Below are 12,251 nucleotides of genomic sequence, written 5' to 3'. Positions count from 1 at the left end.
CTTCCAGCGCGGATAGCACGGAAATGGCCGGTGTAATGATGGAGTCCCCGTAAAAAAGCGCGGCTCCGGCCATGCCAAAGGTCAATATCCAGCCGCTTGATTTACCAAGCACATGCTGAGCCAGCGCCATAAGCGAAATAATACCGCCTTCACCCTGGTTATCGGCCCGCATAAGGATGACGATGTATTTGAGCGTCACGACGATCAGTAGGGTCCATAGCAGCAGGGACAGGACGCCCAGGACCATTTCGGGCTGTAGATTGCCGCCATCGTGCGTGGCTGCGATGATGGATTCGCGAAATGCGTATAAGGGGCTTGTGCCAATGTCGCCATACACGACGCCGACAGCACCCACGGTAAGGCCCATTAGCCTAGTCTTGTTCGAATTCGCGCTCATTCCCGCTCCGCCTGTTCAGGCAGTTAAATCACAATCGTCGTAGCAGGAAAAGAGTAAAAACCCTCTAAAGATCACTCCAGCGGGATCCACCATGCCGCCAGACCCAGACTGGCAATGGCCAGCATGGTGGCGCTGGTGCGCAGGGTGAAAAACCAGCGATTGATCAGGTTTCGGGACAGGCCCCAGGCATCGATGGCAAAAAACATGGTAAAGCACAGCGCCATGAGAAGGCACTGCAAGGTTTCATGCGTTGTTGGCCAGGGGGCGGGAAGCAGCAGCACCAGCCAGGCGCACAAGGGGGGCGCAATGCTGAGCAGGGCAAACCATTTTGGGCTGTTGGCGTTGTTCACGCCCAGCATCAGATGAATGGCGGCAAAGCTGGTGAGCGTTATGGCGGCATAAACCAACAACCCCTGCATGGCCAGCTGCGCATGCCAGTTTAAAATGACCAGGGCGCTGCATAGCGCAAAGGGAATGATTCCGCTGACGGCAAGCCAGCGTGTGATGGCGCGTTCCATGATGCTCTCCCTGACAAAAGCAATCTTGTTGTCCCGCCTGTGGAATTTCTTATTTTTTCATTAGAACGGGTCTAAATGTATAGATAACTAATGGTTGATTGTCAAAACTTATCCACAGAGAAAGCATGTTTATTTCACAAGAAAAACAACCCTATGTAGATATTGTATTTATACGGTGTTGAATTAAATTTCATGCCCGGCTTTGCGGCTTCTTTATAATCCATAGCCACTAAAGATTGGCTCGAAACCGTAATTAAAATAGCTCTATTTGTCGACACGTCATGGTAGATAGCTGAAATAAAAATTATAAAACGCTGTAAAATAGTCATTTTTTGCCTGTTGTTAATCATTCTACAAGCGCGCCATGTTAAAACAGAGAGTGGAGGCGTGTGTGCGAAGGCAGGTTTTTCGGTTTTGCGGGCTAATATTGGCAATGGCGATATGTTTGCCATGGCCCGCCCTTGCCTTGCCACAAGGAGGCAACGTCGCTGCCGGTAGCGCAACGATTGACGCACAGGCTAACCAGCTGAATATTCACCAGCAATCAAATAGGGCTGTGATTGACTGGCGGGCGTTTGATGTGAGATCATATGAAGCGGTGCGGTTTCATCAGCCAGGGCGCGATAGTTTGACCGTTAACCGAGTGAACAGCGCGCGCGGCAGTTTTATCGATGGCCAATTGACGGCTAATGGGCGCCTGGTCATTCTTAATCAGAATGGTGTGATGTTTGGCCCTAATGCCCGGGTGGATGCAAGTGGTATCGTCGCCAGCACATCCCGCGTGACCACGCAGGAGGCCATGAATGGCGGCCATTATACCGCCGGTAACAACCCCAATGCCCGGGTGGTGAACCAGGGGCGCATCACGGCACGTAATGCCGGGCTGGTGGGGCTGGTGGCCCCGCAGGTGGAAAACAGCGGGGTGATAGAAGCCCAGCTGGGCAGGGTTCAGCTTGCTTCGGGCAATAAATTCACACTCGATATGGCGGGCGACGGGCTTTTGAATGTGGCGATGGAAGGCAATGCGGTGAAACAGCTGGTCAAAAACCAGGGCACAATCGCCGCCGATGGAGGCAGCATTGCGCTGACCGCGGCACAGGCGCGCAACCAGGTGGACCGGCTGATTCTCAACCAGGGCGTTGTGCAGGCCAACCGTGTACAGCGGCGCGGCGGGGAAATCATCCTCAGTGCAGGGGGCGCGGGGGGGCGGATTGTACAATCCGGCAAGGTGCGCACGCGTGGCGCAACCCTGCAGGATAAGGGCGGTACCATTCGGGTGCTGGCCGAGGATATCGAGCTTTCCTCCGGTTCGTCGCTTGATGCGACGGGTCCCGCCGGGGGTGGTGTGATTCATGTGGGGGGCGGCAAGCAAGGGCGGGGTGAGCCGTTCAATGCAAAAAAACTTACCGTTCAAGCAGGTACCCGAGCGGACGCCTCCGCCACGTACAACGGGCATGGCGGCGAGGTGATCTTCTGGTCCGACGGTTATACATCCTATGAAGGCCATGCGGCCGCACGTGGGGGAGCGGAAGCTGGCAATGGCGGCTTCATTGAAGTATCCGGCAAAAACCACCTGGATTTTAATGGCACCGCCGATACAAGCGCTCCCCATGGCCAGACAGGTGATCTGCTCCTGGACCCGGGTGATATCATCGTCTGCCAATATGGCGCGAGCAGTGACGCGTCCTGCAACCCGAGCGGCGCGCCGGACCTTGTGGCTGCGGCGAATGTGTATGATTCGGCTTCCAATGCAACATCCTATGTAAATATCGGCGATGCAGCCACGGCAGGTACGCTGGTGAATCTTCTCAATGCCAGTAACGTCACCATTCAAACCAATGCCAGCGGGGCGGGCAATGGCGATATCACCATTGCCGACGCTATTTCCTGGACGGGGGCCACGCGTCTTACCCTCAATGCCCATCGTGACGTGGTGGTGAACGCTCCGATTTCAGGAACGGGGCAAACCTACACGGTTGGCCGGGATGTGGTGCTGAATGCTTCCATCTCTGATGCAGGTGCCAACTCCACCCTCATTATCCAGCCGAAGAACACCACGGGTAATATGAGCATCGGCAGCACTACGGCGAGCTTTAACATCAGCGCAACGGACAGGGCCAATATTGCTGCCGGGTGGAACACGGTTCAGCTCGGCAGCACGTCTTTTCTGGGTACGATTGATGTGGATGGCTGGAGCTATACGGGAGCGCTGAACCTTTATACCGGAAACGGCACCATCAATATCAACGGAACCATTGGCACCGGCAGCGGCAACATGACGATCAATACCCGCAACCTGACGGTGGCGGGCGCGCTGACGGGCACGGGCACGCTTACCTTCCAGCCGGATGCCACAGGCGTTACTATCGGTGTTGGTAATGGCGCGACCGGCGTGTTCAACCTGGATACAACCGAGCTCGGTTTCATCACAAACGGGTGGGGCAGTATCGTGATCGGCCGGACAAACGGGACCGGCGCCGTTGATCTGCGTGCTGCAACCTGGAACGATAATACCACCATCCGTACCGGCAATGCGGGGCTTACCGTGAATGGCGCGCAGGACGCCCTTACCAATAACCTCACGCTTTCTTCACGCACTATCAATGTTCTGGCTTCATTAACGGGCAGCGGCACATTGAGCCTGACGCCGGATACAAACAGTACGGTGGGCATCGGCAATGGTTCGGCGGGTGGGTATAACCTGACCGATGCGGAACTGGGGCTGATCACCAACGGATGGGGCAGCATCTCGCTTGGGCTTGCAGGCAACACAGGGGCGATGGATATCCAGGCCTATACCTGGAATGATAACGTAATCTTTCGCAGCGGCACGGGGGCCATCAACCTGAATGGCGTGCAGAACTTCCAGGGTAATAATGCCACCTTCAGCGGACGCCTGATGAATTTCAACCAGGACCTGAACGGTACCGGCACGCTTGCCATCGGCCCGGATGCCAACGTGGCGATGGGAATCGGTGACGGCCAGCCGGGAACCCTGCAACTGACCAATGCCAAGCTGGACCGTATCAAGGCCGGGTGGGCCACCGTGGTATTCGGCAGCACCTCTACCCTGGATTCATTGATGACGGTTGGTGCTTACACCTGGAACTATAACACGGACTTCCGGGTGGATGACAATAATGTGGTGATTGCCGGGGCGCAGAATGCGGGCGCGTATAACATGACCCTGCGTGCCGACCGGGAGATCCAGATCAATGCCGCATTGAACGGAACTGGTAATCTCACGCTTTCTTCGTCCAATGTGAGCAATAACACCATTATTGGCAGTGCGGCGGTTGCCGGCACAACGACGGTTTCAAACGCATCTCTGGATAATATTCAGCCTGGTTTTGCCAATATCTATATCGGCACAACGGGCGATACCGGAACCAAGACCTTCAATGCCGTGACCTGGAATACGCACCTGACCATCCGCAGCAGCACCGGCGTGGTGACGGTGAGCGGGGCGCAGAATACGGGCACTTACAATCTTACCATGGAGCTGGGTTCCAATCCGGCTATCAATGCGGCACTTACGGGAAGTGGCATTCTTTATTTCAAGCCGCTGGCCACCAATACCACCACCGGCCTGGCCGGGGGAGCGGGCACCATGGGGCTTAGCGTGGCTGAGCTCGACCGAATTACCGATGGATGGCAGGAGATTATGTTCGGCCGTGCCGACTCCACCGTGGCCATGGCGATCAACGCCTATTCCAACTGGCGGGACCCGGTGCATTTTTACACCAATACAGGTGTTATCACGGTAGCGGGCGCGCAGAATTTCAATGGTAATAACGCTACGTTCGAAACCAATTCCAACATGGCGATCAATGCCAATCTTTCCGGCACGGGCGTGCTTACCATCATGCAGGCCGCCACCAACGTGGCCATGGGGCTGGCCGGTGGCGCGGGTGCGGTTGCCATTGATGCAACCGAGCTTGGACGTATTCAGAACGGCTGGTCCGGCATTGTGTTTGGCAATGATGCCAGCGCCAGCCTGCTGACACTTAATAGCTTTACCACCTGGGCGGATGATGTGACTTTCCGCAGCGGGACTGGCGGCATTACCGTGGCGGGTGCGCAGAATTTCAACGGGAACGATGCCACCTTCCTGGCGGATGGGGCATTCAGCCTGAATGCCAACCTCACCAGCGCGGGGGGCGATTTAACCATGCGGCCGGTCAGTAATAACGTTACGGTCGGTCTGGCCGGGGGCGCCGGTACGTTCAATGTGGATGCAATCGAGCTTGCACGTATCCAGAGCGGCTGGGGCAGCTTGACGTTCGGCAATGCCGCCAGCACCGTTTCGCTGGAGATTGCGGGCTATACGGGCTGGAATGCGCCGGTTTCATTCGTTTCCGGCAGTGGTGGTATCAACGTTACCGGGGCGCAGAATTTCAATGCGAACAATGCCACATTCCAGACCACCGGCGATGTTACCATTGGCGCCAATTTGAGCGGTACAGGCACCTTAAGCTTTTATCCGGGGTCCATTACCACATCGGTTGGCATTGCAGGTGGAAGCGGCATCATGAATTTCAGCACCTCCGAGCTTGATGCCATTCAAGACGGGTTTTCGGAGATTATTTTCGGACGTAGCGACAGTACGGCCGCCATCCAGATCGGCGCATACAGCAACTGGAAGGACCCTGTGCGGTTTGTGCGGGCCGCGGCGGATGTGAGCAACCGCATCGTGCTGCTTGGCAACCAGGCGGCTGTGGCACTCAGTAATGCGGCGTTCCGTTTTACGGGGCCGGTGCTGTTGAATGCGGGCATCACGCTTGCTACCGATGGCGGCAACATTACGTTTAACAGCCTTGTGGATGGCGCGCAGGCGCTGGTACTGAACGCCAAGACGGGGCAGGTGACGTTTGACGATGATGTGGGAGCCGGTACAGCGCTATCCAGCCTTAGCGTGACATCCGATATCGTTTCCGACAGTGGGGATATTCGCACAACGGGCGATATTAACCTGGTGCCTTATACGGCCGGAAGCACCATAGGGCTGGCGGGGGGCGCCGGCAGCTGGCAGCTTTCGGCCGGGACGCTTGGAAGGCTGTATTCAGGCACGCGCGTGAGTATCGGCTCTTTATCATCGGGAGATGTGACCACGGGCGGTGCCATTTCCATACCTTCGCGCCTGCTTTTGCTCTCCGGCGGAACGGTGCGCCTGAATGGAAGCCTGGCAACCACGGGCAATGGCAACAGCCTGGTGATCGCCGCTTCCATTTTCGATAACCAGGCGGGCGCCGGGAGCCTTAATCCGGGTGCGGGCCGTTACCTGATTTACAGCGCAGACCCTGCTGATGACACGCGGGGTGAAAGTTCAGGCTTTGTAAAACGATATAACCGCACCTATGGCGGATACCCGCCGGGCTCGGTGACGGAAACGGGCAATGTGTTTCTTTACAGTATCGCACCGACGATTACGGTTTCCGCCAGCAGCGTCAGCCGGGAATATGGCGATGCCAATCCTGGTTTTACACCTTCCTACAGTGGATTCATTGACGGAGATACGGCTGCTACCGCCCTAACGGGCAGCGCCAGCTTCTCCACGGCGGCAACCAACTCTACCGGCATAGGTACGGCGGGTATCAACGCCTCCGTCAATACGCTTGTGTCGGATATGGGCTACAGCATTGTTTCCGCCAATACCGGCGTGCTGACGATCACACCTGCCACGCTGACGGTGACGGCGCAGAACAAGACGAAGGAATATGGCGATGCAAACCCTGCCTTAACGCTGGGTTTCAGCGGATTCAAGAACAGCGACACATCGGCCTTGTTCACAGGCTATACGCTTTCCAGCCTGGCGGATGCCACCACCGGCGTGGGAACGGAAGCCATTACACTTACGGGCGGCAGCGCAGGCAGCAATTACACCATCGTGCGGAATGACGGCGTGTTGACCATCACACCGGCGGTGCTGACGGTGACGGCGCAAAATAAGACCAAGGTCTATGGCGATGCTAACCCGGTTTTGACACTTGGTTTCAGTGGTTTCAAAAACAGTGACGGCGTCGGTCTTTTCACCGGCTACAGCCTCTCGACGGCAGCCAATGTCGGCACAGGGGCGGGGACTGCCGCCATCAGCCTTACGGGTGGCAGCGCGGGCGGTAATTACACCATTGTCCGGCAGAACGGCACGCTGACCATTGCACGGGCCGGTTTGAATGTGATTGCCGATAATGCCACGCGTGCGCAGGGCGAACCTAACCCCGCCTTTACCTACACCTTAAGCGGATTGAGGAATGGCGACCTGCCTTCGGTGGTGTCTGGTGTGGCGATGGGCGCCAATGCAGGCATTCATGCGGCTCCTGGTACTTATGTCATCACGCCTTCCGGAGGAACGGGCGGGGCGAACTATACTTTGTATTATGTAAACGGGGCGCTGGTGGTAACAGGGGTTGCTTCTCCACCGTCCGTGCCGCCTGTTAATGTGCCTGCGCCCGTGTTGAACGGCCTTACGCAACCGGCAGTCCTGACCCATCTGTTTGACATGTATCAGGATAATGACGGAGGTAATGCGGAATTATGGTGGCAAAACCCGGTTGGGCCCGCAACGAAACCATCCGCTATGGAATTCCACCCGACTATCCGTCCATTGCCGGGGTATATGGTGGAGGGATTGTTATACGTCGCCCCTGAAGTGCGGCACTATTTCAGCGTGAACGACAAGGAACTGCCGGTTCCGGAGCGCCGCCGCCGCGTGATCACTGGTTGACCTGTCGCCGCAAATGGCTTAGCCCCTAGAGGAATGAAGGGGAGAGCATCATGGATAAAAGCCAACGGAACTTAATTCTTTTTGCGCTGTTCATGGGGTTTTTCTGGATGCTTGCCGGGGCGTTCGGCGCGCATGGCATGTCGGTGATGAAGCCGGCGGCATGGCTTAGTTTCTTGATAGCGTGGATGGTGCATGCCGTCCATGTGCTGGCGGCCTTACAGGTGGGCTTTCATGTAAATGCTTTCCGAAGCAGAAGGCTGGCGCTTGCAGGCGGCTGGCTGATTGGCGGCGCCGGAGTGCTGTTTGCCTCCAGCATTTATGTTCGTCTGTTTTTCTTATTCTCGTTTGGTCCGCTGATTCCATTTCTGGGCCTGCTCGGCATGGCGGGGTGGCTGTTAACTGCCTTCGCGTTGCTGCGCAAGTGACTGGACAGAAGCGTGCGGCATGATTATATAACGGTGTTTATTTAGGGATGTTACATGGCCCGCCGTAATGATCACCAGCCGGAACAATTGCGCGAAATGGCCATTGAGGCTGCGCAGCGCCTGCTGACCGAAAAAGGCGCCAAGGCGCTTTCCATGCGCAATGTAGCCAAGGAAATTGGCTACACGGTCGGTACGCTTTATCACTTATTTCAGGATCGGGATGATTTGCTGGCGCAGGTGCAGCTCCATACGCTTTCGCTGCTACATGAAAAGCTGGCAACGGCGGCGATTGCCGGAAAACCGCCACGAGAGGCGCTGTTTACCCTGGCGCAGACCATGCTTGGTTTCATTGCACAATATCCAGGCCTGTGGCAGGCATGGATGGAGTTTCGCCCGAAACCCGGCCTGACGCTGCCGGAAGCCTATCAGCCACTGTTGGCATCCATTTTCGTGCCGTTTGAGCAGGTGCTGATGCCAATTCTCGGAAATGACCCCGAGCGGGCGGGGGTGGCGGCGCGGGTGCTGTGGTCGGGCATCTATGGTATTGGCCATTTGAGCCAGGGGCACAAGCTTGGGCTGAAAGGCGCCAGCCAAGTGGCGGAAATGATCGTTTCGCTGATAGATGCCTATCTGGCCGGGCTTTTGCAGAAGGCCGCACGCTAGCCATTTGCAACTAATTTCACATCCGATCCAATCTTGGCACGTTCATTGCTTATATCCCTTCATAAGAGAAAACGGAGGGAATATGCCCGGCGAATATGTTCAGGAAAAAACGAAACGCGTAATTAATGTCAAGGCGTTAGGCTTGGCGGCGCATGACCGCCGCTACCGCTGCATGGGTGAATGGGACCATTTGTGGAAAATTTCCAACCCGCATGCGGAAACCGTGCTGGTGCGGCTGGCTCACCGCCGGGGCGGTAAAAAAATAGTGGCCACCTATATTCTGGCGCCCCATCACAGTATTTTCTTTATCGCGCCGGTGGAAAGCGGCAGTTTGCAGCTGCTGGTCGGCGCCGAACATGTGCAGGAAACCCCGACGAGCCATGATATTGCCGATGCCATCAGCCTGCTGAAGGAAGGGTTTACCGATAAAACCTGCCTGCATTACCACAATGATAACCTGGTGGGTGTGCGTTACGACGGGAAGCAGTTTACGTACCATTATCATCATGAAACGGCGCTGGAGAATCATGCCGCCGCAGATAAGGCCTATGCGCCTGTTCTTCCCCATGGCGTTGACGGTATCACCGCCGCTGCCTGACTTGCCACACAGGCCGGGCTTCGTTAGGTTGCCCTTGTAATTGCAGGGGGGACGTTCGTGGAACATTTGCTGGTGCTGGATATTGAAACCATACCGGATGCCGAGGCGGCAAAAGGTTTGATAGGGCTGGAGTCAGCCGATCTTTCCGAACAGCGCAGGGCGCTGGAGGATTATCACCTGAAAGCGACGGACGGAAAGAATGCTTTTTTGCGCCAGCCTTTTCACAAGGTGGTGGCCATCGGCATGGTGAAGGCGCATATCGATTACGGCAGCGATGGGGAATGCTACACGCTGGAAGAGGTGCGCTGTGGCGGGGAGGCGGATTCCAGCGAGGAGCAGCTGATCAAGGGGTTTTTCGCCTATGCCGGAAGAATGCGTCCGCGCCTGGTAACCTTTAATGGCCGCACCTTTGACATACCCGTGCTGAAATACCGCGCCATGAAATATGGCGTGCAGGCCTCGTGGCTGTATCAAAGTGGCGATAAGTGGAACAATTACCAAAGCCGCTACAGCGCCGACTGGCATTGCGACCTGCTGGAGGTGCTTTCGGATTACGGCGCTTCGGCCCGTATCCGGTTGAATGAGGTGTGTTCCATTCTGGGCCTGCCGGGAAAATTCGGTCCCGACGGCAGCGATGTGATGCCCATGTATGACCGGGGGGAGATGGAAGCCATCCGCGATTATTGCGAAACAGATGTGCTGAATACCTACCTGGTGTATTTGCGCCATGCACTGCATACGGGCCGCACCAGCGCTAAGCTGCATGATCAGGCGGTGGACCAGGTGCGGGAGTGGCTGACCAGCCAGGGCGAAACAAAAAAGGTGTACAGGGATTTTCTAACCGCTTGGCAAGAGGCGGAAGTTTGCTAATCTGGCGTTATTGTTCTGGGGGGAATAGATGGGTATTGCACGCAAGGGTTCTGTGGCGGCTGTGATGGCCGCGATTGTTATGGCACATGCCGCATGGGCGGCGGATGACGCCAAAAAGGGTTACAAGCCATTGCCGCAAACCGTCAAGGTGAATGAAGCCAAGGCCGCACTTGGCGACAAGCTGTACCATGACAAGCTGTTTTCCGTGGATAACAGTATCTCCTGCGCATCCTGTCACGCATTGGAAAAGGGCGGCGTGGACCGGTTACCGGTTTCCCCCGGGGTGAAAGGGCAGAAGGGCGGGGTGAATTCCCCCACCGTTTACAACTCCGCGCATAATTTTGTGCAGTTCTGGGATGGGCGTGCGAAAGACCTGAAGGCACAAGCCCTGGGGCCGGTTGAAAACCCCGTTGAGATGGGTGAGAAATGGCCCAATGTGGTGGAGAAGGTTAAGGCGAACAAGGATTATACGGAGCCGTTCAAGAAAATTTACGGCGGCAAGGTGACGAAGGAAAACATTGCCGATGCAATTGCGGAATTTGAAAAGACGCTGATCACGCCGGATTCCCGCTTTGACGATTATCTGCGCGGCGATGACAAGGCGCTAACGGAGCAGGAAAAGAAAGGGTTCGAGCTCTTCACTTCCGTGGGATGCACTACCTGCCATAGCGGCAATTACTTCGGGGGTGAATCCTACCAGCAGCTTAACCCGGATTATTTCAAAGCCCGCGGCGGCAGGCTGACCGATGGCGATATGGGACGCTTCAATGTGACCAAGAAGGAAGAGGACCGGCATTTCTTCAAGGTGCCGATGCTGCGCAACGTGGCCGTGACGCCGCCTTATTTTCATGACGGCAAGGCGGTGACGCTGGACGATGCCGTGCGCAAAATGGGCAAATATCAGCTGGGGATGGATTTGAAGCCGGATGAGGTGCAGGCCATCACGGCATTTTTGAAAACCCTCACGGGGAAATACAAAGCTGTGCCGCTGGACAAGATGAAATAGGCCAGAGGAGGCCGCGCCATGAGGAAGGTTTTTTGCAAGGCTGCGGTGAGTGTTCTGTTCTTCTCCTGTGTAACGGGTTCGGGAGCATGGGCTGCGGATAAGGTCTATACCTACACGCCGTTGCCGCCCCAGGTGAGGGTTAATGAGCCCAAGGCCGAGCTTGGCGGCAAGCTATACCACGACCGGGCGCTTTCCACCGATGGGAAGATATCCTGTGCATCCTGCCATGATCTGAAAAAGGGCGGCAGCGATCAGTTGCCCCTTTCGCCGGGTGTAATGGGGCAGATGAGCAAGGTGAATTCGCCCACCGTTTATAATTCCGACCGTAATTTTGTGCAGTTCTGGAACGGGCGTGCGGCGAATCTGAATGCGCAGGCGCTTTATGCACTGGTGCAGGAAATGGAGAATGACGACGTCAAGAAGCGTGGTGAGGAACCCTCAATCCATGGCGATGGCAAGATGGTTGCCAAATGGCATAATCTGGTGGAGCGGGTGAAGGCAAACAAGGATTATGTGACGGCTTTTGGGAAGCTCTATCAAGGAAAAATCAGCGAGGAGACCATTGCCGATGCGATTGCAGAATTTGAAAAGACGCTGATTACGCCGGACTCGCGTTTTGATGATTTTCTGCGGGGCGATGAACAGGCGTTAAATGAACAGGAGAAAAGAGGATTCGCGCTGTTTAAGACCAAGGGCTGCGCTAATTGCCACAGCGGCAATTACTTCGGTGGTGAGAGCTATCAAGCGTTGAATCAGGATTATTTCAAAGACAGGGGCGGGAAAGTTTCTGAGAGCGATATGGGGCGCTACAGCGCAACCAGGCTTGAGGAAGATAAATACAGGTTCAAGGTGCCGATGCTGCGCAATGTGGGGGTGACCGCACCTTATTTCCATGATGGCAAGGTGCCCACTCTGGAAGAGGCTGTGCGCAAAATGGGCAAATATCAGCTGGGCACCAATTTGAAGCCTGAAGAGGTGCAGGCTATCTCCGCCTTCCTGAAAACACTGACGGGCAAATATAAGGGCGTGCCGCTGGATAAGATGAAATGA

The 12,251-nt window shown here is 56.0% G+C and carries 9 protein-coding genes; 7 read left to right on the top strand and 2 right to left on the bottom strand.

The window, feature by feature from the left end; all coding sequences use genetic code 11:
* On the bottom strand, positions 1-397 hold a 397-nt coding region (trkD, locus tag GC177_01000; GenBank protein ID MBI1274533.1), incomplete at its 3' end, for a potassium transporter Kup.
* A 71-nt stretch (positions 398-468) separates the two neighbouring features.
* Positions 469-915 (bottom strand): DUF3429 family protein, encoded by a 447-nt coding sequence (locus GC177_00995; protein ID MBI1274532.1) that lies wholly within the window; start codon positions 913-915, stop codon positions 469-471.
* A gap of 364 nt (positions 916-1,279) precedes the next feature.
* Between GC177_00995 and GC177_00990 the strand changes: the two genes are divergently transcribed.
* From GC177_00990 to GC177_00960, 7 genes are all read left to right on the top strand, one after another.
* On the top strand, positions 1,280-7,639 hold the full coding sequence (locus tag GC177_00990) for a filamentous hemagglutinin N-terminal domain-containing protein (protein ID MBI1274531.1): 6,360 nt from the start codon (positions 1,280-1,282) through the stop codon (positions 7,637-7,639).
* A gap of 50 nt (positions 7,640-7,689) precedes the next feature.
* Positions 7,690-8,064 (top strand): DUF423 domain-containing protein, encoded by a 375-nt coding sequence (locus GC177_00985; protein ID MBI1274530.1) that lies wholly within the window; start codon positions 7,690-7,692, stop codon positions 8,062-8,064.
* Positions 8,065-8,118: 54 nt separating this feature from the next.
* Positions 8,119-8,727: a TetR family transcriptional regulator gene (locus GC177_00980; GenBank protein MBI1274529.1), complete on the top strand. Its 609-nt coding sequence runs from the start codon at positions 8,119-8,121 to the stop codon at positions 8,725-8,727.
* A gap of 82 nt (positions 8,728-8,809) precedes the next feature.
* Complete coding sequence (locus GC177_00975; GenBank protein MBI1274528.1) at positions 8,810-9,325, top strand: hypothetical protein; 516 nt, start codon at positions 8,810-8,812, stop codon at positions 9,323-9,325.
* A 57-nt stretch (positions 9,326-9,382) separates the two neighbouring features.
* Positions 9,383-10,195, top strand: a complete 813-nt coding sequence (locus GC177_00970) for a 3'-5' exonuclease (GenBank protein ID MBI1274527.1) — start codon at positions 9,383-9,385, stop codon at positions 10,193-10,195.
* Between the two features lie 28 nt (positions 10,196-10,223).
* Complete coding sequence (locus tag GC177_00965; protein MBI1274526.1) at positions 10,224-11,201, top strand: c-type cytochrome; 978 nt, start codon at positions 10,224-10,226, stop codon at positions 11,199-11,201.
* Positions 11,202-11,219: 18 nt separating this feature from the next.
* Positions 11,220-12,251: a c-type cytochrome gene (locus tag GC177_00960; GenBank protein ID MBI1274525.1), complete on the top strand. Its 1,032-nt coding sequence runs from the start codon at positions 11,220-11,222 to the stop codon at positions 12,249-12,251.

It is taken from the genome of bacterium (assembly GCA_016124905.1).
Taxonomy (GTDB): Bacteria; Pseudomonadota; Alphaproteobacteria; order Rickettsiales; family RI-342; genus RI-342.
The sequence above is the reverse complement of the archived record's forward strand: the minus strand, read 5'-3'. Positions and strand labels throughout refer to the sequence as shown.

Excerpts from the sequence above, each read along its gene's own strand:
- GC177_00995 (MBI1274532.1), bottom strand. The coding sequence starts at position 915 with ATGGAACGCGCCATCACACGCTGGCTTGCCGTCAGCGGAATCATTCCC.
- GC177_00990 (MBI1274531.1), top strand. The coding sequence starts at position 1,280 with ATGTTAAAACAGAGAGTGGAGGCGTGTGTGCGAAGGCAGGTTTTTCGG.
- GC177_00985 (MBI1274530.1), top strand. The coding sequence starts at position 7,690 with ATGGATAAAAGCCAACGGAACTTAATTCTTTTTGCGCTGTTCATGGGG.
- GC177_00980 (MBI1274529.1), top strand. The coding sequence starts at position 8,119 with ATGGCCCGCCGTAATGATCACCAGCCGGAACAATTGCGCGAAATGGCC.
- GC177_00975 (MBI1274528.1), top strand. The coding sequence starts at position 8,810 with ATGCCCGGCGAATATGTTCAGGAAAAAACGAAACGCGTAATTAATGTC.
- GC177_00965 (MBI1274526.1), top strand. The coding sequence starts at position 10,224 with ATGGGTATTGCACGCAAGGGTTCTGTGGCGGCTGTGATGGCCGCGATT.
- GC177_00960 (MBI1274525.1), top strand. The coding sequence starts at position 11,220 with ATGAGGAAGGTTTTTTGCAAGGCTGCGGTGAGTGTTCTGTTCTTCTCC.